Source organism: Lactobacillus sp. ESL0679 (assembly GCF_029433515.1).
Taxonomy (GTDB): domain Bacteria; phylum Bacillota; class Bacilli; order Lactobacillales; family Lactobacillaceae; genus Lactobacillus.
The window spans coordinates 1-23,424 of sequence record NZ_JAQTIG010000007.1; the positions used below are offsets into that span (position 1 = coordinate 1).

General features: G+C 35.0%; 20 protein-coding genes, 2 tRNA genes and 1 pseudogene. 19 read left to right on the forward strand and 4 right to left on the reverse strand.

Annotated features, from left to right (window positions below; translation table 11 throughout):
* The first annotated feature begins 85 nt into the window (after positions 1-85).
* The 5 genes from PT287_RS08395 (at position 86) to PT287_RS08415 (ending at position 3,421) form a co-directional block, all read left to right on the forward strand.
* Positions 86-158: transfer RNA gene (locus PT287_RS08395), tRNA-Asn, on the forward strand.
* A gap of 126 nt (positions 159-284) precedes the next feature.
* Positions 285-1,289: a PTS sugar transporter subunit IIB gene (locus PT287_RS08400; RefSeq protein ID WP_277134180.1), complete on the forward strand. Its 1,005-nt coding sequence runs from the start codon at positions 285-287 to the stop codon at positions 1,287-1,289.
* A gap of 18 nt (positions 1,290-1,307) precedes the next feature.
* Complete coding sequence (locus PT287_RS08405; RefSeq protein ID WP_277134181.1) at positions 1,308-2,114, forward strand: PTS mannose/fructose/sorbose transporter subunit IIC; 807 nt, start codon at positions 1,308-1,310, stop codon at positions 2,112-2,114.
* A 26-nt stretch (positions 2,115-2,140) separates the two neighbouring features.
* A complete protein-coding gene (locus PT287_RS08410) occupies positions 2,141-3,055 on the forward strand; it encodes a PTS system mannose/fructose/sorbose family transporter subunit IID (RefSeq protein ID WP_277134182.1) in 915 nt (304 codons plus the stop codon).
* 6 nt (positions 3,056-3,061) lie between these two features.
* Positions 3,062-3,421, forward strand: coding sequence for a DUF956 family protein (locus PT287_RS08415; RefSeq protein WP_277134184.1), 360 nt, complete (start codon positions 3,062-3,064; stop codon positions 3,419-3,421).
* Positions 3,422-3,467: 46 nt separating this feature from the next.
* Here PT287_RS08415 and PT287_RS08420 read toward each other — a convergent pair whose 3' ends face one another.
* On the reverse strand, positions 3,468-4,829 hold the full coding sequence (locus PT287_RS08420) for an amino acid permease (RefSeq protein ID WP_277134185.1): 1,362 nt from the start codon (positions 4,827-4,829) through the stop codon (positions 3,468-3,470).
* Between the two features lie 61 nt (positions 4,830-4,890).
* The gene (locus tag PT287_RS08425) at positions 4,891-6,261 is read right to left on the reverse strand and encodes an amino acid permease (RefSeq protein ID WP_277134187.1); all 1,371 of its coding nucleotides are present in this window, start codon (positions 6,259-6,261) and stop codon (positions 4,891-4,893) included.
* 207 nt (positions 6,262-6,468) lie between these two features.
* Here PT287_RS08425 and PT287_RS08430 point away from each other — a divergent pair, with 207 nt between their 5' ends.
* Entirely contained in the window at positions 6,469-7,017 is a 549-nt protein-coding gene (locus PT287_RS08430) for a GNAT family protein (RefSeq protein WP_277134189.1), read from the forward strand.
* A gap of 36 nt (positions 7,018-7,053) precedes the next feature.
* Here the strand turns inward: PT287_RS08430 and galE are convergent, their stop codons facing one another.
* Positions 7,054-8,046 (reverse strand): UDP-glucose 4-epimerase GalE, encoded by a 993-nt coding sequence (gene galE / locus PT287_RS08435; protein ID WP_277134191.1) that lies wholly within the window; start codon positions 8,044-8,046, stop codon positions 7,054-7,056.
* 143 nt (positions 8,047-8,189) lie between these two features.
* Here galE and PT287_RS08440 point away from each other — a divergent pair, with 143 nt between their 5' ends.
* The 5 genes and pseudogenes from PT287_RS08440 (at position 8,190) to PT287_RS08460 (ending at position 15,586) form a co-directional block, all read left to right on the forward strand.
* Positions 8,190-8,948 carry an NADPH-dependent oxidoreductase gene (locus PT287_RS08440; protein ID WP_277134192.1) on the forward strand — a complete coding sequence of 253 codons (759 nt, stop codon included), beginning with the start codon at positions 8,190-8,192 and terminating at the stop codon, positions 8,946-8,948.
* A 68-nt stretch (positions 8,949-9,016) separates the two neighbouring features.
* Positions 9,017-9,089: transfer RNA gene (locus tag PT287_RS08445), tRNA-Thr, on the forward strand.
* Between the two features lie 423 nt (positions 9,090-9,512).
* Positions 9,513-14,233: pseudogene (locus tag PT287_RS08450) on the forward strand (type ISP restriction/modification enzyme).
* Positions 14,234-14,674: 441 nt separating this feature from the next.
* Positions 14,675-15,376, forward strand: coding sequence for a hypothetical protein (locus PT287_RS08455; RefSeq protein WP_277134193.1), 702 nt, complete (start codon positions 14,675-14,677; stop codon positions 15,374-15,376).
* A 36-nt stretch (positions 15,377-15,412) separates the two neighbouring features.
* Positions 15,413-15,586, forward strand: a complete 174-nt coding sequence (locus PT287_RS08460; RefSeq protein ID WP_277134195.1) for a hypothetical protein — start codon at positions 15,413-15,415, stop codon at positions 15,584-15,586.
* A 142-nt stretch (positions 15,587-15,728) separates the two neighbouring features.
* Here the strand turns inward: PT287_RS08460 and PT287_RS08465 are convergent, their stop codons facing one another.
* Positions 15,729-16,400 (reverse strand): hypothetical protein, encoded by a 672-nt coding sequence (locus tag PT287_RS08465; RefSeq protein WP_277134197.1) that lies wholly within the window; start codon positions 16,398-16,400, stop codon positions 15,729-15,731.
* A gap of 279 nt (positions 16,401-16,679) precedes the next feature.
* Here PT287_RS08465 and PT287_RS08470 point away from each other — a divergent pair, with 279 nt between their 5' ends.
* The 8 genes from PT287_RS08470 to PT287_RS08505 all read left to right on the forward strand — a co-directional run bounded on the left by PT287_RS08470 (position 16,680) and on the right by PT287_RS08505 (position 23,417).
* Positions 16,680-17,018 (forward strand): hypothetical protein, encoded by a 339-nt coding sequence (locus tag PT287_RS08470; protein WP_277134199.1) that lies wholly within the window; start codon positions 16,680-16,682, stop codon positions 17,016-17,018.
* A complete protein-coding gene (locus PT287_RS08475; RefSeq protein WP_277134201.1) occupies positions 17,015-18,157 on the forward strand; it encodes a chromosome partitioning protein ParA in 1,143 nt (380 codons plus the stop codon). Before PT287_RS08470 ends, PT287_RS08475 begins: the two co-directional genes overlap by 4 nt.
* A complete protein-coding gene (locus PT287_RS08480; protein ID WP_277134203.1) occupies positions 18,158-18,565 on the forward strand; it encodes a hypothetical protein in 408 nt (135 codons plus the stop codon).
* Between the two features lie 153 nt (positions 18,566-18,718).
* Complete coding sequence (locus tag PT287_RS08485; protein ID WP_348635298.1) at positions 18,719-19,747, forward strand: Rep family protein; 1,029 nt, start codon at positions 18,719-18,721, stop codon at positions 19,745-19,747.
* Positions 19,725-19,913, forward strand: coding sequence for a hypothetical protein (locus PT287_RS08490; protein ID WP_277134205.1), 189 nt, complete (start codon positions 19,725-19,727; stop codon positions 19,911-19,913). Before PT287_RS08485 ends, PT287_RS08490 begins: the two co-directional genes overlap by 23 nt.
* Positions 19,914-19,976: 63 nt before the next feature.
* A complete protein-coding gene (locus PT287_RS08495) occupies positions 19,977-21,212 on the forward strand; it encodes a tyrosine-type recombinase/integrase (RefSeq protein WP_277134207.1) in 1,236 nt (411 codons plus the stop codon).
* A gap of 667 nt (positions 21,213-21,879) precedes the next feature.
* Positions 21,880-22,296 (forward strand): MarR family winged helix-turn-helix transcriptional regulator, encoded by a 417-nt coding sequence (locus PT287_RS08500; RefSeq protein WP_277134208.1) that lies wholly within the window; start codon positions 21,880-21,882, stop codon positions 22,294-22,296.
* 2 nt (positions 22,297-22,298) lie between these two features.
* Positions 22,299-23,417 (forward strand): MFS transporter, encoded by a 1,119-nt coding sequence (locus PT287_RS08505; protein WP_277134209.1) that lies wholly within the window; start codon positions 22,299-22,301, stop codon positions 23,415-23,417.
* The last annotated feature ends 7 nt before the right edge of the window (positions 23,418-23,424 follow it).

Genomic DNA, 23,424 nt, shown 5'->3' on the forward strand with positions numbered 1-23,424 from the left:
ACACAGTAGTTAAGCTTCTTCACGCCGAGAGTAGTTGGTGGGAGACTGCCTGCGAGGGTAGGACGCTGCCGTGCTTTTTTAATATTCCGGCTTAGCTCAGTTGGTAGAGCGCTTGACTGTTAATCAAGATGTCGTCAGTTCGAGTCTGACAGCCGGAGCAAAGTGAGAGAAAGAGGACTTCAGGTCCTCTTTTTTGTGTCCTATTTTAGCTTGGAATGGATGAGATTATATCACTTAAAGGGTATAATAAGTAAGGATATGTTTTATTTAAAGGAGGAAATCAGATGGTAGGAATTTTACTTGCCAGCCATGGTGGGTTTGCTGATGGAATTGCTCAATCAGCTCAGATGCTATTTGGTAAACAAGAAAATTTTGCTCATGTAACCTTGTCCCCTGTTGAAGGACCAGAGGATATTCATGGCAAAATGGAACAAGCAATCGCTTCATTTTCTGATCAAAATGAAGTTTTGATGTTAGTAGATCTTTGGGGTGGAACGCCATTTAATCAGGCTAATACTTTACTTGAAAATCATACAAGCTGGGCAATTGTTGCTGGTATGAACTTACCAATGGTTGTTGAAGCTTTAACGCAACGATTAACAAATCCTGACTCTACTGCTCAACAAGTTGCCACAGCAATTATTGCCACAGCTCGTGATGGTATTAAAACAAAACCAACTAATTTAATGCCGCAAGAAGATACAGCTACTGCTGAGTCAGCTACGCCTGCTAAATCACAAAAATCAATTCCAGCTGGTACAGTAATTGGTGATGGCCATCTTAAAATTGTGTTAGCCCGAATTGATTCACGGCTATTGCATGGTCAAGTTGCCACTGGTTGGATTCCGACAATGCATCCTGACCGTGTAATTGTTGTATCTGATAGTGTCGCTAAGGATGAAATGCGTAAGAGCATGATTCGTGAAGCAGCACCTGCTGGTGTCAAGGCTCATACAGTTCCACTTGACAAGATGATCGAAATTGCTAAGGATCCACGTTTTGGTAATACCCATGCATTACTATTGTTTGAAAATCCGGAGGATGTTTTGACTGTGATTAAAGCTGGAGTTGATATTAAAACTGTTAATGTGGGTTCAATGTCATATTCAGTTGGTGACGTTAATGCCAACAATGTTTTATCAATGAACCAACAGGATGTTGATACTTTCCATGAACTTGAAAAAATGGGCGTTGAGTTTGACGTTCGTAAAGTTCCGACCGATAAGTCGGGCAACATGGATGCAATTTTGAATAAAGCTCAAAGTTTACTTGATGAGCAAAAGAAGTAATGAAATAGGAGTGAAAAAATGAACGCTATACAAATGGTTTTAGTTGTTCTGGTTGCTTTCCTTGCAGGTATGGAAGGTATTTTGGATCAATGGGAATTTCACCAACCCCTGGTTGCCTGTACTTTAATTGGTTTGGTTACTGGACACCTGGATTTAGGAATTATTTTGGGTGGTCAATTACAAATGATTGCTTTAGGTTGGGCTAATATCGGTGCCGCAGTTGCTCCTGATGCAGCTTTAGCATCAGTAGCTTCAGCAATTATTCTGGTTCAAAGTGGTCAAGGTACCAAAGGAATTGGGATGGCAACAGGGATTGCGATGCCTTTAGCTGTCGCTGGTTTGTTCTTAACAATGATTGTACGGACAATTTCAACTGGTATTGTTCACATTATGGATGCTGATGCCAAAAAGGCAAATTGGCGTAGAATCAACATGTGGCAATGGATTGATGTTTGTTTGCAAGGTTTAAGAATTGCGATTCCAGCTGCATTATTGTTGGCTATTCCAGCATCAACTGTTCAATATTGGCTAGGACTTATGCCTACTTGGTTAAGTGATGGTATGTCAATCGGCGGTGCAATGGTTGTAGCTGTTGGTTACGCAATGGTTATCAACATGATGGCTAGCCGTGAAGTTTGGCCATTCTTTGCAATTGGTTTTGCATTGGCAGCAATTAAAGATTTAACATTAATTGCCTTGGGTGCAATTGGTCTTGCAATGGCTGTTATGTACTTGGCTCTTGAATCAAAGGGCGGCAGTGGTAATTCTGGTTCAGATAATGACGGTACCGGCGATCCGCTCGGCGATATCATTGACGATTATTAAAGTGATATTAAGAGGAGGATTTTATAATGGCTGATCAAAAAATCAAATTAACAAAAGCCGACCGCTTCAAGGTTATGTGGCACTCACAATTTTTGCAGGCATCATGGAACTATGAAAGAATGCAAAACGGTGGTTTTGCCTACTCACTAATTCCAGCATTGAGAAAGCTGTATCCAAAAAAAGAGGATATGGCGGAAGCTTTACAACGTCACTTGGTGTTCTTCAATGTTCACCCATACTTAGTTTCACCAATTATCGGGGTTACATTGGCTCTAGAAGAAGATAAGGCTAACGGTGCTAAGGTTGAAGATGAAGCTATCCAAGGTGTTAAAGTTGGTATGATGGGACCTTTGGCCGGCGTTGGTGACCCGGTATTCTGGTACACGGTCCGGCCAATTGTTGGTGCCCTTGGTGCATCAATGGCAATTCAAGGTAATATTTTAGGACCAATTTTGTTCTTTGTTATTTGGAACGTAATCAGATTGGCATTTATGTGGTATACACAGGAATTTGGTTATCGAGCAGGGTCTGCGATTACTAACGACATGTCCGGTGGATTATTGCAAAAAGTTACCCGTGGTGCCTCAATGATGGGAATGTTCGTCCTAGGTTCATTAATTGAACGTTGGGTAAACATCACATTTACCCCAGTTGTTTCAAGGACACCAGTTCAAAAAGGTGGCTACATTGACTGGAACTCACTACCAGCTGGTGCTAAAGGAATTCAACAAGCATTAATTGGTCAGAGCAATGGTTTATCACTGACTAAATTCAAGACGACAACACTGCAGAATAACCTTGACAGCCTAATTCCGGGCTTAGCTGGGTTATTGCTGACATTTCTTTGCATGTGGCTGCTCAAGAAGAAGGTATCACCAATTGTAATTATTATTGGTATCTTCATCGTGGGTGTTGTTCTTCACGTATTGCACGTTCTTTAATCAAAAATGGTTAAGTCAAGCAATACCAAAGTCACTTTGACAATCAATGCTACGTGGTTTCGCGGTATTGCGACCTATGGCAAAGTGATGGTGGGCGATAAGGCGTTTGAGTTTTATAATGACCGAAATTTGAATGATTACGTGCAAATTCCGTGGGCAGAAATTACTTATGTGGTTGCTGATGTCCATTTTCATGGCCGGTATATTCCGCGGTTTGAAATTCGCACACGTAAGAATGGCACGTTTATCTTCTCAACTCGTGATAATAAAAAAGTGTTGCGTGCAATTCGCAATTATGTACCGAGCAGTAATTTGCGGCAGACGTTGGGTCTGTGGCAAAAGCTGAAACGGCGGCTTAAATCATAATTTAGGCAAAAAAATACTTAGATCAATTGATCTAAGTATTTTTTGTTTATTCAGCCTTTTCTTTACGCCAAAGTTTTGCAATCGCATAAAGGATGATAAAGATTGCTAACGCGGCAATCATTGCAATTCTGTTTTCTGGTAAAACCAGTAGCAGAATAATCATTAAGATGAAGAATAGTAAAGTCGCATAATCAAAGAATGGGAAGCCGGGCATCTTAAAGCTAGTTAATTGATCTTCTGGCGTCACCTTTCTGTATGCAACGTGTGAGAGTAACATAATGCACCAGATGATTAGGAACATACTGGTAGTTGTCGATGAAATGAAGGTAAACGCGTCGTTACCGATCATCACGATTAATAGTGGTGCGAGCTCGATTAAGCAGGCAGATAGGATTAAACCATTTTGCGGCAGTTGCCGGTGTAAGTGGCCAAAGGTATGGTTCCACTTGCCTTTACCGTTAAAGGTAATCGAAAATAACAATCGCCCAGCACTATAGAGAACGCTGTTGGTTGAAGAAACAGCCGCCGAGATAACGACAAAGTTAATGAGTGAACCAGCGTCATGGATTCCAGTTGCAGCCAGAGTTTGAACGAATGGACTGGAACTAGTTGAAACCTTGTTCCAAGGAATAACAACTAAAATGGCTACAATTGCTAAAACGTAAAAGAGGATAATTCTCGTTGGTACTTCATTGATCGCCTTACTGATGGTTTTCTTAGGATTTTGGGCTTCAGAAGCGGTAAAGCCGAGTAATTCAATCCCCACAAAACTAAAGATAACCATTTGAAAGCCTGACAGGAAGCCAACGCCACCTTTGGCAAAGAACCCCCCATTGTTGAACAGGTTGTTAAAACTGACAGGTCCATAAGTGGTGCTTTTACCAGTAATCAATAGATAGGCAACTAGGATGACAAATGCGACGACCGTTACAATTTTAATAATGGCAAAACTAAACTCCAAATTACCAAATAATCTGGCAGATAGCATGTTAATGCCTAGTAAAACGGCGATAGTAATCAGCCCTGGTACCCAAGTTGGCAAATGGGGGAACCAGTATTGAAAATAAATTCCCAATGCGGTCATTTCCGCCATAGCAAGTGTGATTAAACAAATCCAATAGAGGTAGCCAGTGATAAAACCGGTGTCCTTACCCAAGTATTTTTCAATAAATTCGATATATGTGTGCTTACTGAGGTCGGAAATAATTAACTCTCCCAATGCGCGCATAAGGAAAAAGAGAAAAATACCGACGATTAAATAAATAAGGATAACACTCGGCCCAGACTTTTGAATACTGTTACCAACACCAAGGAAAAGCCCAGTTCCGATAGTTCCGCCTAATGCAATTAATTGAATGTGAGTATTGGTTAGCGATCGTTCATACTCAGTAGAATCTTTTTTGTCCATAAAATTACTCCAATTTAGTCTTTAAAATTATTTTTCGGTTGATAAGTGCGCCGTAAGCCGGCTAGATCGCCCGTTCTTGGTGCCAAACCTTGCTGACAGCCCATAAAATGACAAAAATCAGAATGGCGCTAATCATTGCCATGCGGTTAGCTGGTAATGACAGTAATAAAATAATCATTAAGCCAAAAAAGATTAGTGTTAGATAGTCTAGCCACGGATATAGTGGCATTTGGAAGTTGGTTAACTTGCTTGCTTGTGTCTGTCTGCGGTAAGACAAGTGGGTTAAAATCATCAGGCACCAAATAATTAAAAACATACTAGTTGAAGTTGATGAGATGAAATTAAAAGCTTGATTACCAATCAGGATAATCACTAGCGGTGCCAGTCCCATTAAGCAGGCCGATAAAATCAAGCCGTTTTGTGGTAATTGGCGTCGTAAATGGCCAAAGGTTTGATTCCATTTACTCTTGCCGCCGTATGTAACCGAAAAGATTAACCGGCCAGAACTATATAGGAAACTATTGGTTGAGGAAACAGCGGCGGAAATTACAACGAAGTTGATAATCGAACCAGCATTACGAATACCGGTAGCTCCTAATGCTTGAACGAAGGGACTAGAATCAGTGGCAATTTTAGTCCACGGAATCACTAGCAGAATTGCTAAGATTGCCATGACATAGAATAAAATAATTCGCAGTGGCAATTCATTAATGGCTTTTTTAATAGTAACTTTAGGATTTTGTGCTTCCGATGCAGTTAAGCCGATTAGCTCAACGCCGACAAAACTAAAAATTACCATTTGAAAACCGCCAAAAAAGCCGTTAGCCCCTGTAGCAAACAAACCGCCGTTTTGGGTTAAATTGTTAAAGCTGACGGGGCCATAACTGGTATGTCCTCCAGTAACTAAGAGGTAGGCAATCAGCAAGACAAAGGCGATAATCGTAATAATTTTGATAATAGCAAAACTAAATTCCAAATTACCAAATAATCGTGCTGACAGCAGGTTAATAAACAATAAAACAACAATTGTAATTAACCCTGGAATCCAAGTTGGCAAATGCGAAAACCAGTATTGAAAGTAAATTCCAAGAGCCGTCATCTCCGCCATTCCTAGACTTATCCAGCTAATCCAGTACAAGTAACCGGTAATAAAACCGATATTCTTACCCAAATATTTTTCGATAAATTCAATATAAGTGTGCTTGTGCAAATCGGAGAGAACCAACTCGCCTAGAGCTCGCATCAAAAAGTACAGAAAAATGCCGACAATGATATAAATTAAAATCACACTTGGTCCAGCTTCATGAATGCTGTTACCTACGCCCAAGAAAAGACCAGTGCCGATCGTGCCGCCAAGCGCGATTAACTGGATATGTGCGTTGGTTAGTGTGCGCTTATAGCCTGAATTGGTCTTGGGGTCTTCTTTTGTCATTTAATCACTCCAAATCTATAAATATTATGTTACATTAGTGTTACATTATTCCATTTTAGCATTTATAAATGAGTTTTGCCTTAATAGATGAAAACTTTGCTAAATCATAACTTTTGTGATGATGAAGCCAATATTGGTAAGCTGGCACTTTTTTAGATGAAATGTTATTATTACTTTTATTAAAAAATAATTGGGAGATGGAGGAAAATGTTTACTTTTGATCGCTTTACAGTTAATGGCTTGAAAATTGAATTAATTTTGCCGGAATTAGACCAGGCACCAGCAATATTAGACTTAATTGCTAAAGACCGAGAACAGCTTGATCGCTGGCTGCCGTGGGCAGATACGACTAAAACTGTTGCTGATGAAGCTAACTTTATTGAAATGGTGCGCGAGCAAACGGCTAATTATCAAATGCTAGAATTAGTAATTATGGTAAATGGCCAAGTTGCGGGGATGCTGGACTTGCATAATGTTAGTCGTAAAGATCAGTGCGGTGAAATCGGCTATTGGCTAGGTAGCGCGTTTCAAGGTCAGGGAATTATGACGACCGCCGTTAAGCGATTGGTTAAATTAGCGTTTGCGAAAATGAATTTACACCGCATCGATTTAATGGCGGATCATGAAAACAAGCCAAGCCGTGCGGTGGCTAAGCGTGTGGGATTAGAACACGTGGCCTTGCTTCGAGCTAAGGTTAAATATCATGGCGAATTTCGCGATATGGATCTTTATACGATCATTAATGAGGCAAACTAAAAAGCATACTGGCGGTTGTCAGTATGCTTTTACGATTTATTTATCTTCATAACCATTTGGATGTGATTGGTGCCACTTCCAAGCACTAGTCATAACTTCTTCGGCACTTTCATGCTTTGGTTGCCAATGCAGGATTGTTCTTGCCTTGGTAGAGTCGGCTACGAGCGAGTCGGGATCGCCGCCACGTCTTGGTCCCATAGTATAAGGGATGTCGATGCCAGTTACCTTGCGAGCTGCAGCTAAAATTTCCAAGTTGGAATAACCATGTGCAGTACCTAAGTTGAAGACATCGGATTTCTTAGTTTTCATTAAATAGTCTAATGCCAATAAGTGTGCGTCAATTAAGTCCTCAATTTGGACATAATCGCGCACGTTGGTGCCATCTTTGGTATCATAATCATTGCCAAAAATGGTAAATTTACCGTCACCAGAAAGTGCACTCTTTAGAATATTTGGAATCAGGTGAGTTTCAGGAGCATGATCTTCGCCAATTGAACCATCACTGGCTGCACCAGCAACATTGAAGTAGCGCAAGGCGATTGACTTAATGCCATCAGCTTTGTCAGCCCAGTGCATAATCTTTTCCATCATGACCTTAGTGTCACCATAAGGGTTAATCGGATCAAGTGGAGAATCCTCGGTAATCGGAAGTTTCTTAGGGATGCCGTAAGTTGCGGCACTTGATGAGAAGACGAGATATTTAACACCGACGTCATTCATTGCTTCAAGCAATGAAATCATACCAGCAACATTGTTGTCGTAATATTTCAATGGCTTTTTAACAGATTCAGGCACTAATGAGTAGGCCGCAAAGTGCATTACAGCATCAATTTTTTCATTTCGTAAAATTTGGCTAACTAAAAACTTATTTTCAATATCGCCTTGATAAAATTTGGCTTGCGGATCGACAGCCTTTTGATGACCGGTGTATAAAGCATCGAGTACAACAACATTATTGCCGTTTTCAATCAACTTTTTAACAGCAATTGAGCCGATGTAGCCCGCGCCACCAACAACTAAAACGCGCATAATTTCCTCCATATATAATTAATTTAATCAAGTAAATTTTAGCACAAGCATGGCAAGACGAATATCTTTTTAGCAATAATTGACAGAAAAAGTATTTTGCAATATATTTACTTTTAGTAAGAGAATGGAGAAGAAGTTAGAAAATGATTCATAATTCAACAATTGATAGTCAAATTAATCACCGCTCAATCCGGAAGTTTAAGGACCAAACATTGAACGCGGAACAATTGCAAACGTTGTACACTGTATTTCAACATACCGCGACCAGCATGTTCATGCAGAACGCAACGCTGCTACATATAACTGATGAAGCTAAAAGAGCCAAAATTCGAGAATTGTGCAACCAAAATTATGTGGGTGCTGAAGGCGACTTGTTTATCTTCGTCGTGGATTTGTACCGGAACCAGCAGATTCGTCAGCAACTGGGCAAAGATGATGGCCGCGTGCATATGAGTGACCTGTTTATGCAGGGGATGGATGACACGCTATTGGCATGGCAAAATGTGGCTAATGCTGTGGAAAGCATGGGGTTAGGCTATGTGCCGTTGGGAACGATTAATGATCATCCTTTGGCAATGCTTGAGGTATTGGACTTGCCGCAATTGACGTTTGCAGCTTTGGGGATGCAAGTTGGTGTGCCTGATCAAGAGCCGCAATTAAAGCCGCGGCTGCCACTGCAATTCACTACGTTTGAAAATGATTATCCACGTGACTTTAAGGTCAGTGAATTGGCAGATTATGATCAATTGGTAACAACTTACTATGACCTGCGTGATTCTAACCGCCGAATTGATTCTTTCACTAAGCAGATTACCGGTGCTAAGCTCGACAGTCGGAAGATTGACCGCGATCAATTGCCAGAGTTATTGCATAAGCAGGGACTGTGCCTTGACTGGCAGTAAATTAGTTTGATTAGATATTTTTATTGCGTGACGTTTTTTCTTTTGGTATAATTTAAACGTTACGAGTTGCTGATTTAGCTCAGTCGGTAGAGCGTTTCCCTCGTAAAGAAAAGGTCGCCAGTTCGATTCTGGCAATCAGCATTTTTAATAGTAATTCAAAGTAATCAACCTTGATTTATTAACGTTTTTCGAAGATAAGTTAAGGCTGATTTTTGTTAATAATAGATGTCGTGCACAAAAAATGCACAAAGGAAAAATTTGTGTGCACGATAATGTTGTAAGAGGTAGAACAGAAGTTGATATAGCGGGCTTTATGCCCGCTATTTTTTGTGCACAAAAATGTTTTTGGTAAATTTAATAGTTATTTTGAATAGAAAAGTTAAGTGTAATATTACCTATAATTAAAGAGGCTACTGAACCACTTTTCGCAGATAAGAAATAAATTTTATCATTAATGAATAGATGGGCCATGTAAAAGCTAAGTCCTAGGGATATTAAAATGAAATTATAGTTAAATGGTGTGCTAAAATTTATTATAGAGAATTACATTTATGAGGTACAAAAATGGCTACTTTTGATGAATTGGTTAAACAAATAGATAAAAATGTTGAGGGCCAAAGAAATAGAGGTACTGCTTTTGAAAAAATGGCAGAATCTTATTTAAAGAATGAACCTAGTTATAAAAAAATCTATAAAAATGTCTGGATGTTGAGTGATGTTCCAGCAGAATATCATATTCCCAAAAAAGATACAGGTGTAGATCTTGTAGCTGAAGATTATTTTGGAAATTTAACGGCTGTACAAGCTAAGTTCTATCAAGGAAAAGTAGGGAAAGATACAATTAATTCCTTTGTTGCTGAAACTGGTAAGAGTTACTATGCAAATGGATTATTAATTTCTACTACTGACGATTGGAATAAAAATGCTGAAGCTGCAATAGAAGGCACTACAAAGCCTATAACGAGAATAGGTCTTTCACAATTGCGCCATGCTCATTTTAATTGGCAAAAATTTTCTTTTAGCCAAGATAATGATCTATCAGATCATAAAGTTAAAAAGTTAAGAGATTATCAAAAAGAAGCTATTGATAAATCTGTTAAGTATTTTAAAGAACATGATCGCGGCAAGTTAATAATGGCGCCTGGTACTGGTAAAACTTTTACCAGTTTGAAAATTGCTGAAGCATTAAAAGCCGATCAACATAAGCAACAATTTAATGTTTTATACTTGGTGCCAAGTATTCAGTTATTATCACAAACTTTATTTAGTTGGAATGATGATGTATCAGAAAATATAAAAATGACTTCATTTTCTGTTGTTTCTGATCGAAAAGCAACTAAAAGAAAAAGAGCAGATGATGATGATGATTTAGCAGCTAAAGATATTGGCTTTCCAGCAACTACTAATGTTGATGAATTAATGAGCGAATATAAGCAAATTAAGGAATTGCATGTTGGCAATCAAATGACAGTAATCTTTTCAACATATCAGTCAATTGATGTTATTACTAAAGCACAAAAAGCTGGCTATCCTGAATTTGATTTAATTATTGCTGATGAAGCCCATCGAACCACTGGTGCTAAGGAATTAGGCCAAGATGGAGATTTTACTAAAGTCCATTCAAATATTAATGTAAAGGGAAGATTACGCCTCTATCAAACGGCTACTCCTAAAATTTATGATGCTAAGGCAAAGAAAAAAGCTGAAGAAAATAGTATTGTTGTTTCTTCAATGGATGATGAAGCTAAGTATGGCCAAGAAATATTTAGATTAGGATTTGGCGATGCCGTTTCTCGTGGATATTTAACTGATTACAAAGTTACGGTTTTAGCTGTTAGTGAATCATTTGTTAATAAAGATATGCAACACTTGATGGCAGCTGATAATCAATTAAAAGTAGACGATATTGGTAAAATTATTGGTGTCTGGAATGCGATGGTTAAACGTAATGGTATTACTGGTGAAATTACTGGTGCACCAATGAAGCGAGCAATTGCATTTACTGACACAATCAAGCATTCAAAAGTAATTTCCAATGAATTTGAGACAGTAGTTAATGAATACTTAAATGAGCAAGCTGAAGATAGTTTTTCAGTTGATGTTAGACACGCTGACGGTTCTTTTAACGCATTACAAAAAGGCGAAGCAGTAGATTGGCTTGAAGATGAGTATATTGAAGATAATCACGCTCGTGTTTTGTCTAATGTACGTTTCTTGACTGAAGGAATAGACGTGCCTAATTTAGATGCAATTATTTTCTTTAGTCCTAAAAGTCCCAAGTTGATATTGTTCAAGCAGTAGGCCGAATTATGCGGCGCTACGAAGGCAAAGACTATGGTTACATTATTTTGCCAATTGTCGTTGCTGATGGTGTTGATCCAAGTATTGCCTTAGATAATGACACAAAATATAAAGGTGTATGGCAAGTATTAAATGCTTTAAGGTCAACTGATGAAAGATTTGAAGCAGAAGTAAATAACCTAAATCTGAAGAAAAATAAGTCAGGTAAAATTAATTTTATCGGTACAGATACTAGTCCCGATCATCCAGTTACGGAAGATGAAGGTAAAAAAGTTGATGAAGCTAAAGGTTCAGAACAACTTGAATTACCTTTAAATTGGAAGGAAATGCGACAAGCCTTTTATGGTAAAGTTGTTAAACGTGTTGGGGATCGGCGCTATTTAGAAGATTGGTCTAAAGATGTTACTGAGATTGCTAAGCAGTATATTAGACGAATTAATGATCTGATAGATAGTAACAGTAGCGTTAAAAAGGCTTTTGCCAAATTTTTAAAGAGTTTACGTTATAACATCAACGATTCAATTAATCGGGATAAAGCTGTTGAAATGCTAGCACAGCATTTAATTACTGAGCCGGTATTTGAAGCTTTATTTGGTGAATATAGCTTTGTTAAAAATAATGTAGTATCAAAGGCAATTAATTCTGTTATTGATGAATTTAAGAAATATGGTTTTGCTAAAGAACAAGAGAGTTTGAAGCCATTTTATGATTCAATTAAATTACGAGCTTCTGGTATTGATAACGTTGCTGGTAAACAAGAATTAATTAGAACTCTATATGATAAATTCTTCAGAACTGGTTTTAAAGATACAACTGATCAATTGGGCGTTGTCTTCACACCTGTACAAGTAGTAGATTTTATTATTCATTCAGTAGATTATGCACTAAATAAATATTTTGATAAATCATTAGCTGATAAAAATGTGCATATCTTAGATCCATTCGTGGGTACAGGAACATTTATTACACGTACTTTGCAATATCTCAAGGGTCAACTTGATACAGGTAAGATTACTTATGACGATATTTTAAGAAAATACATGCATGAACTTCATGCTAACGAAATTGTTCTCCTTAGTTATTACATTGCGGCAATTAACATTGAAGCTGTCTTTGAAGAAATTAGTGATTCTAAGCAATATCAGCCATTTGATGGCATTGTGTTAACAGATACTTTTGAAAGTACGGAACAAAATGATTCGTTTGAAGATGAACTGTTTGGTCAAAATAATGATAGATTAAAAAAAGAACAAGCATATCCAATTACAGCTATTATTGCAAATCCACCGTATTCAGTGGGACAGAAAAATCAAAATGATGATAATCAAAATATAAAATATCTAATATTAGATAAAGAAATTCAACGTACTTATGTTAAAAATAGTAATTCTGGATATAGTAAGGGGGCTTATGATACATATATCAAAGCTTTTAGATGGGCAAGTGACCGTATAGGTGATCGAGGTGTTATTGGTTTTGTCACTAATGGTAGTTATCTTGATAGTAGTAGTACTGACGGGTTTAGAGCATCACTTTATAAAGAATTTAATCATTTATATATCTTTAATTTGCGGGGAAATCAAAGAACCTCTGGCGAAACTTCACGTAAAGAAGGAGGAAAAATTTTTGGCTCAGGTAGTCGAGCACCTATTGCAATTAGCATTTTAGTTAAGGATGGTTCTGATAAGCATGAAATCTTTTACCATGATATCGGTGACTATCTTTCTCAAAATGAAAAACTTGCGATTATATCTAAATTTAATTCTATTAAGAACATTGATTGGCAAAAAATAACTCCAGATGATAATAATGATTGGCTTAATCAGAGAGATCCAAATTATAAAAAATATTCTTGGATAGCAGATGATAAAGATATTTCTAAAGGTGTATTTTTAAATCATGCATTGGGAGTAGTCACAAATAGGGATGCTTGGGTATCTGGCTTTTCTATGGATAAAGTTAAAGAGAATGTTAACAGAATTATTGTAAATTATAATCAAGAGATGAAACGATATCGCGACACTAATGATAAAAATAACTTTGAATTAAATAGAAATCCTAAACTAATAAAATGGACAGTAAATCTAGAAAATTCTTTGAGATCAGGAAATAATATTTGTTTTGATAGCAAAGATATGACATTAATAATGTATAGACCATTTACTAAAAAATGGATGTATTATAACGACACCTTAGTTGAAAGAGTACGTTTATATTATAAAAACTGGGGAAAGAAGAATTGTGTATTATTAACGAGTGGTAGAAGTGTAACAAAAGCCTTTTGTAGTTTAATTACTGATTTAATTCCAAGTATGGACTTATTAGAAAAAGCGCAAGGCTTTATGCGTTATGATAATTCTGATAAAGGTAATGAATTAGTACCAAGTCATGATAATGTTAATCAAGCTTTTGCTGATAAAATTGGTCTATCACTTGATGATACATTTGCCTATGTTTATGGTTTATTGCATTCAAAAGAGTATCGTGAAAAATATGCAAATGATCTTAAGAAAGATTTAGCACGTATTCCGATAGCTGCTAACAAAGAAAAGTACGTTGAAATTGGTAAAAAGCTAATGGATCTTCATCTTAATTATGAAAGTGTTGCAGCGTATAAAGATATAAAGTCAACTGCAACAGAACAAAGTGATTATCAAGTTTCAAAAATGAAGTTTGGTAAGAAAAAAGATGAAAATGGTAAGAATGTAAAAGATCATTCAAAGATTATTTTTAATGATGATATTAAGATTAGTAATATTCCAGATAAAGCATATGAATATGTGGTAAATGGACGTTCTGCTATTGAATGGATCATGGATCAATATCAAATTAAAACCGATAAGAAGTCAGGTATAACTGATGATCCTAATGATTACAGTGATGATCCAAAATATATTTATAATTTGTTGTTGAGTATTGTTAATATTTCTGTACAAACAGTTGATTTAGTTAATGAGCTGCCCAAGTTTGAAGTAGTGGAATAGTAAGATGGATAAAGAAAAAAATCTACCGGTATATTTACAAATGATTGAAAATGTTATTAATAAAATGTCATCTAACTCATTTTTGATACGAGGATGGGGAATTACAGTTATTAGCGGCTTGATAACGGTTTACTTAACTCATCTTAAAAATAAAAGTGATTGGTATATCCTCATATTATGTTTAGTGGTTTGCATATTATTTTGGATAAATGATGCATATTATTTGTATATAGAACGAAAATTTAGAATATTATATAGCAAAGCAATAAATAATGAAGTAGATAATTTTGCAATGGATATTAGTAATATAAAAATGAACTTTTCTAGTTGCATGTTCAGCTGTACATATCTTATATCGTATTTACCCATTTCGATTTGTATACTTATTGCAATTGTTTTTATGAAACCTTGTCATTTGTGATAATAAGGAGAAAGAATTATATGAAGGGCTACAGAATACGAAAAAGTGTGATTGATGATAGTTTTGTAGGTAATGTTGATATATCTGAAAATACAGTTGATGATGAAATTAATATTTTAAATTATTTTAAATGCAAGGATAAAAATGGAATACCAGTGTTAGATGGTGAACAGATGATTGAAGATTGGTTTCCTAGAAAAAAAGGTAAAAAAGTATTTATAAGCCATTCACATGATGATATTAGTGCAGCTAAAAGGCTAAGCCTTTATTTAAGACAAGAAAAAGGTTGGGATTGCTTCATTGATTCTGAAGTTTGGGGAAGTTGTTATAAGTTAATTAAGAAAATAGATGATGCGTATAATCGCCTTAGTAATGAAGAAAATTTGTATACTTACAATGGATGTCAAAAAACCACATCAGATATTTATCTTATGCTAACAACAGCTATAAATAAAGTGATTAATACCTGTCCAATATTTATTTTTATAGAATCAGAAAATTCTGTTGAAGATTCTACAACGTATTCACCATGGATAATGGAAGAACTTAATACTTATGAATTGTTACGACCAAAAGAAGAATTTGTAAGAAAAAATGTTTTTGTGAATGATAGTGCAGATTCTGTAATTCCAAATGTAGAAGTATCTTATAAAGTTGATGAAATTTTAAAGCGTATGGTAGAAATAAAAAATATTTCTGATGTTGATAATCTCAGTTTATAAATAATATTTGGAAGATAAGTATATAGGAGAAATAAAATGTCAAGACAGTTTGATGATTATGAAGAAAAGAAAGCAAAACAGAAAAGATATCTTATTGATGTAAAGCATTATAGGACTTGTGATGCTTGTGGTACTTTAATTGCACCAGGAGAAGAAGGATATGACATAAATATGTGTGAAAATTGCCAGAAGTACCAGACAAGAGATTAATTATTATTGGGTATCAAATTGTTTTTTGCTGATACACTCGGCATATTTCGTGTACTTTGCTTGTAGAGGACAATTTTTCATTTTGATTGAATTTGTTAAAAAAGACAGAAAATCTCAAATGATTTTCTGTCTTTTTGTTTACTTAAAATGCTAAATTATCTAGTAAAACCATTAAAGCGATCTTTTTTAATGAATCTTCTTTAATAATTTTAGTTTGCTCAATATAACTACATAAAGAGCCTAAGAGTTCTTCTTTATTTACTCTTTTATATAGCTTATATGGATCCATAACTTGGAAAAATAGTTTCAAATTCAAATCTAAGTTGTTCCAATCATATATATTTTGTTTGATCATGTACTCTTTAAGACAAAAATACATAATTTGACACATAATATCAGTAGGTTCACTTCTACCAATAAATCCAACTTTAATAGCTGCAATGTCTAAAAGAGGTGGGTGGCCGTGAAAATTAATGCATGTTGCTTTAATTTTATCTAAATTAATGCCCATGTATTTAATTTTTACTTCTTTGACAGAGTTAATAAATATTGTTTTAGCAATACTTGCATCACAAGTAAGTTTTGAGTAGTTAGTAGATTCTCCAGTGATTAGCTTAGAGATAGCCTGCTTTGACTCAAAATCTTTTGGCAAACTTTTTCCATGTGACCAATTTGCAACTGTTCTACTACTTATGTTAGGATTTCCTCCTTGATCTACAAGTAAAGTAGCTAGTTCTTCGTGGGAAAAGCTATTTTCTGTTAGGTAATTTTTAATAATTTCACTTAAATTGTTAAGTAGTTCGGTTTTTATCAACTTAAATTCCGAACAAGGCCTTGTTTTTTCTCCTTATCTTAGTTTTTGTAATTACTTTTTAAAGAATATCGTGTTTTTAAAGCTTTTTGGGTATTACTCTAAAACGACAAAAATCCCCCTTTCAAAATTTTGAAAGGGAGATTTTTTGGTTAAAAGCGTGTCAAGAAATCGTAGTGCAAAATTTTAACATTACGGTTTGTCGAAGTATATGGACCTTTTTCTTATTATTAAGATACTTAGAAAAACTAAGTTATCTTTTTAAGAAAGGAAGTGTATTTTGTGAGCTTTAAAGCGCATATGACAGCAAATCAATTGTTTGAAGGTTCTGAAGTTATGGTGTCAAATATCATCGAAAGAAAGCCCAGTGTTCAGTATGATAATGCGGAAGATGTTTCATCTTATCCTTATATGGTTAGGTTAGTTGTCACCAAGGATGCAAGTGGCATTAACGATGGTCAAATGCTTAATTTAAAATTGAAAAGGGCTGATGTAAAAATTGGCCAACAATTTAAATTTAGTGGTAAGACAGGTGCAACTATTCCTAATAGCAGTGTTGTGTGGTATTCACGAAATGGTTTTGTAAACATTTCTGTTAAAGGTGATGAGATTTTGAGGTGATTTTTGTGCAAGGACGTTCAACGGAGCTTGCTGGTTTTGTAACTTCAGTAGTTGATGCGAGATTAGCAGTGCTAAATGGTGATCAAAGTAGTATTAGCAACTCCTATTCTATTCTAGAAGAGGAAAGTGGAGCAGGACTTTTGTTTATTCTTAGGTATCCTAGCGGTATGCAGCTAGATTCAAAAACTTACTTTGGTTTATATGATACGATTGCTCCTGCTGTTTCTAGCGTTAAGACCATGATTAGGCCATTAACTTATCAACTTGTATCAATTGACGCTATGCCTATGGCCATGGCGCAAGGCTTTTTCTTCCCGTGGCGTGATGGTAAAGCTAAGAGATTAGTTGGTAGTATTGATGAAATTTTATCAGGTTATGATCTCAATGAAGAAATTCCAATAATGGATGGTATGGCTGCTTCACGCAAAGCAAGTACATATCTAATTACTGGTAACACCGGAAGTGGAAAAACCGAGGCTTTTAAGTATTTTGAAAGAGTTTTTGCTCGGACAACTAATAAAAGCGGAGATTGTAAAGCTAAGGTAATTATTTTTGACTCAAAAAAGGGTGCAGGTAGTCGTTGGGCTAAAAAGTATGATCCTGATATTGAATTGATAATTCCTAATGAAAGCGATCGACCAGAAGATTTTGTACCAAAGTGCAACGCCAAATTGGCAGAAGTCATTAAAGAGATGAACAAACGACAATCAAAATTGTTTGAAGTTTCAAGTAAAATCACTACTGATGCTAGTGAAATTGATGTTCCACCTATTTGGGTTTTATTCGAAGAGCTGGAAGGTATTACTTTGGGACTTAGTCCCAGATCGTCTCAAGTACAGGACTTGTATAGATTATTAACTCAAATTGCATTGCTTGGACGTGAAAGTTTAGTGGGTTTGTGTATTACTGCTCAATTAGGACGAAACGACGTGGTTCCTATCCCTATTCGTAGCCAAATGATGGTGAAAATTTTACTTGGTGTTATTGATAGAAGTTCAACTTCTTATTTATTTGGTGATTTAGATAATTCAATTCCTTTGCCAATGGGATCCGCTGGAAGCGGGATTATTTCGATTACTGATGGTAAACATTATGGTATTGAGCCAGTTGCAATGCCGACAATTTTGGAGGATTTTTAAATGTTATTATGGTTTATGGATAAGCTAACTAGCTTTATTTTAATTTGGATAGTAATAATTTTTGCTTATTATTTATTAAATATTGCACTTCATGGTGAATTGGTTAGATCACTTCAGTGCACTAAATCAAACCTTGATTATGCTGATTTAATAGCAAACATTTGTGCAGCTGGAATAAGAGTACATATTGATGGTACAAAAGTTAGAGTTATTGTTCCAACTAAGACTTTATGGCAATTTCATACTAACGGTACTGTTAGAGAAATTATGAAAGAGCGGGTTAATGGATCTCAGTTCAGTCAAGGTCTTGCTTTAACATATGGCAAGGGAATTGTATTTTCTCGGCCATGGATTAAGACTAATAAGATTGTTATTGAAGGAAGTTCAGCTGGATCTAAAAGAAGATAGTCTCTCGATTTTGGGCCTCAAGGCCCAAAAAAAGCGAGAGAAAAGTATATAAAGTCTTGTTGTGCATGTGTGTAAAACATTGTCATATAGCCCTTACGGGCTTGTTATTGGTAAGGGCTACACACTGTGCAAACTGTGTAGAAAGGTAAAATTGTGGAAAAAAGAGCACGACAGTTTATGTATGTGCAGTATTTAGAGTATTTGAAAATTGAGCTTTTAGATTTAGATAGTATTTTATCTAAATCCAGCCTTCAAGAGTGGGCGTATATTCTTCACGATAAGGACGTAGATAAAAATGGTGAGTTGATTCGACCACATGTTCATGTAGTTCTAAAATATACACATCCACAAGTTCCATCTCATGTTGCGAGACTTTTTAAAGATAAGTCGCAATATTTAGAAGTGTGGAAAGGTAAAATCAATAACGCTTATAGCTATTTAATTCATGCGACTAGTGAAGCCAAAAATAAATATCAATACGGTTCTGAATCGGTAATTGCCTCATTTGATTTTGCAAAAAGACTTGAAAAAATACAAGCTAGAGTTAAAAAATCTAATGTCGATTCTAGGTTTGTATTGGATATGATAACTCAGTATGGTGATCAGAAAATCTCATATAATGAGCTAGTTTCAGCTATTGGGTTTACAGAAGTTGCTCGAAATAAGAGAGTGATTGATAATTTATCTGCCCTTATTGCTGATAAAAAGCATGAGGAATGGCTTGTGAAATTTAAAGATCGAAAAACTGAAGTAATTTGGCTTTGGGGTGCTGCTGGGGTTGGTAAGACTCGTTATGCTAAATGGTTAGTAAAAGGTGAAAAAGCAGTGACTCTTGGAAGTAGTAGGGACTATTTTCAAGATTATCATGGTGAAAACTATGTAATTTTAAATGATTTGAGGCCTAGCGATTTCAAGTATGCCGATTTACTAAGGTTGTTGGATCCTTATGAGCACGACAAAAGCGCCCCGCGTCGTTATCATGATGTTAAGTTAAATATTGAAATGCTGGTTATAACTACGCCTTATAGTCCACGTGATTTTTATAAGCAAGTAAAGCTTGAAGATCCTGAAGTAGATACTTTTGCTCAACTTAACCGCAGAGTTCATGAAATTCATATTACATCAGAGTTTACTAAAGAAATTTTCGGAGATAGTACAGATGAATTTATTGAATGGCCGTGAAGTGATGGAAAGTCTAAAAATTAGCTCTACTTTACTTTATAAGTTTCGAAAATCAGGTATGCCGTATCATCAATTACCTGGTGGTCGTGCTTATTATTTATTAGATGAGGTGGAAGACTGGTTAAGACAAGCAGGTTATCATAAAGAAAAAGTATGGAGTAAATAAATTTGTTGAGGTAGAATTGTAAGTATCACTTCTGTTCTACCTCATTTTTGTGAGGTAGAAAAAATGATAAAGAAAGTAACTTCAGGTAAACATGTCGGAGAATGGCTAGTAAGAATCCAGCCTGTTGATAAGAAAACTGGTAAACGTTTGTCATGGCCAACGCAGTATGTGGCAAATAAGCGAAAAGCTGTATTAGTTGAAAATCAAATGTGGGCAGATTATGAAACTGGCTTAAATAGAAATTCGGGTAAAAATATTTTTGCTGAAGAATTTCAAAAATATGTGGATAAACGTGCGAAAACAATTAGTCCTGTTACCTTAAAGACCTGGCAAGATTCTGCTCGTGCATTTAAAAAATATTTTGGTAAGACTAGAATTAATCAAATTACTACTGACTTAGTTTCAGATTATGCACATGATTATGTTGAGAAGCATAATGTTATCGTAAATAACTCTGCAACTATTGCTAAAAGGTTAGTTCACATGCGGAATTTTTTTAAATCACTTGATGGAAAGATAGTTAAGGAAAATCCGGTTCCAGAAAAAGCGTTAAAATTGTTTTTTAAGCAAAGTGATTTTTCAGTTAAACAAGAAAGATATATTTTTACACCAGATGAATTAAATAAAATTAGAAACTTAATTATTTCTGATTTGCAAAAAAACACCTTTGTTCCTAATTGGGTAGGACGTTTAGCAATCTTAGTTGAAAGCTATACTGGAATGAGAATTGGTGAGTTACAAGCTCTAAAGTTTAAAAATATTGTTCATAAAAATAATGTTTGGACTTTTAAAATTAATGATTCTTGGTCTGATTATGTTAAAGGCTTTAATGGATCGTTAAAAGCCCGTCCTAAGGGATGTTCTAGAACGTTAGTACCTGTTCCTGAGGAATTAATTGAACTTTTACAACTGTTTGAGAAGAAACAAACGCAATATTTGCAAAATCATAATTGTGAAAATACTTTAGGTTTAATTTTTTTGAATTTACATGATTATCGGAATGCTACTAATAATTCTCCAATTACACAGCATGGAATTAATGATATGTTGAAACTGATTTGTAAGAGATTAGATATTCAATCTAATAAGAAAAAACTAAGTGCATATTCTTTTAGACATACAATTTGTACTAATTTGGCAAATACTCCACAAATGTCTTATCCATGGGCTGCAGAAAGAATGGGTCATTCATTGGAAATGTTTATGAAAACTTATGTAGGAATTGATCCTGATATGGACAGACAAATGAGTGTGTTATGGTCTGATAACTTTGCACAAAATAATGCACAAGCTAAATGAAATTGTAGTAAAAACGTTAATTTATAAGGAATACTGGGGCAACTTCTGTTGCGGCAATCAGCATTTTTAATAGTAATTCAAAGTAATCAGCCTTGATTTATCAACGTTTTTCGAAGATAAGTTAAGGTTGATTTTGTTTAATAATAGATATTTGGCACCAAGAAAATTAGCTTGGTGCCAAAATTGAAATAGTAGAGCAGGATATATGTTGAAATGGCGGGCTTTATGCCCGCTTTTTTGGTGCCAGAAAAATCTTTTGGAGTGAAACAGTTGATGATATGGCGGTTTTTTTGCTTGTTATGAGGTATTTTAAATAGTTGTAAATTAATTTGAAATGTTGTGGTCAGTCACACTATAAGGTCACACAAAGTAAAATAAGTTGAAAATTTGTTGTCATTAATTTTTTGGGAATGAACATAACCATTGATGTAGCAGGTCTAATTGCCTGCTTTTTTGTGTGACTGAGAGTGATTAGACTAATTTTATTATTAATAGAATTGTTCTTTAACAAGTAAGAACTCTCTATTTATTATGAAGTAGTAGGCAATTAAGCAGCAATTTATATTGTTGAAAATGCTAACGTGTACTTTTATTTTATAAATGCGTTTACTAAGTAAACACATTTGTGATAATATAGCAAATATGATTTTAATAAGGAGTTTTTAAAATGAAAATTCAAGAAACAAGTTATAAAATTAGTCGCTTATATAAATTATTTTTAGCCGATTATGCCAAATTAACTAAAAAAATTAATATAAATGTTGCTGACTATAATATATTTTTGACATTAGAAGAAAATCCAGGTTGTACTCAGCTTTTTTTAGCCCAAAAAAGACATGTTGAACGTAGTTTATTGACTCGGATTATAAAAAAATATCTTGAGCTGGATTTAATTGAGCGTCGGCAAAGTTCTACTAATAAGAGTGCTTATGCACTTTATCTCACACCTAAAGGAAAGCGAGCCACACGGTCAATAAGAAAAATGATTAATTCTTTAAATGAAAAAATTGCAAAACTTTGTTCTAGTGAAGAATACGAAGCACTTAATGGCATATTAGATTTATTAATTGAGAAATGGAACTAAAAATGAAGAAATTTACTATATTATCTCTATCACTGTTTACACTACTTGCTGGAGCAGCATTATCCCCAGCTTTGCCAAGCATCAGTCAAGCCTTTCCTCAAGTTAATAAACTTTGGATACAAGCATTAGTTACAATCCCGTCTATTTGTGTTATTTTTTGGCAAGTTTTGGCTACTAAAGTTAGTACAAAATTCTCAAGTAAAAAGCAATTAATTATCGGGCTGATTTTATATTCTTTTGGCGGAGGACTACCAGTATTAACTGCTAACTTTACATTAATTATTGTTAGTAGAATAGTTCTTGGAGTTGGATTAGGAATTATAGCCGACTTATCAGTTGAATTAATTAATTCCAACTATCAAGATGCTGAACGCAAACGAATGTTAAGCTATGCTGGAGCTTTAAATAATGGTGGTACAGTATTGGCCGTTTTATATGCGGGTTTGACAGCTAAATTAAATTGGCACCTTGTTTTTTATCTTTATCTTTTAGCACTAATTCCACTTTGCCTAGTTTTCAGCTTTTTAAAAGATGAGTCTATGACGTCTAAAAGAAAATTGGCATCTGACAAAACTAGTTTTGAACCTGAATTTTTATTTATTGCAGGTGAAATGCTAATAACTACTATTATCTATTTTATTGTTCCCACTAATCTTGGCTATGCTATTAAAGAGTATTTTAAAATTAATAATTCGCTGATAACGGGAGGATTAATGGCTTTAATTTCTATTCTAGGAGTTATCGCTGGTTTATTATTTAGTAGAAATCGTCTTAAAAATAAGAGCGTTTTAATTGGTTTATTTACTATGTTTTCTTGTTCAATGTTATTTCTATCTTTGGAAAACTCGTTAATGCTGTTTGTTATTGGTGCAGCATTAAGTGGATTTAGTCTCGGTATTGCCTTACCATTATTCAATCAAGAGATTATTTCAATCTCAAACATTAACTCAAGTAATCGTAATTTAAGTATTGGTCAAGCTATGATCTTTTTAGGACAATTTATTTCGCCATTTTTAATAACGGAACTACATAACTTGCTTAATTGTAATGTTTTTCAAATTGGATGTGGATTAAGCTTGATATTACTTTTTCTGAATATAATTAAACCCGTGAGATATTAAAATAACT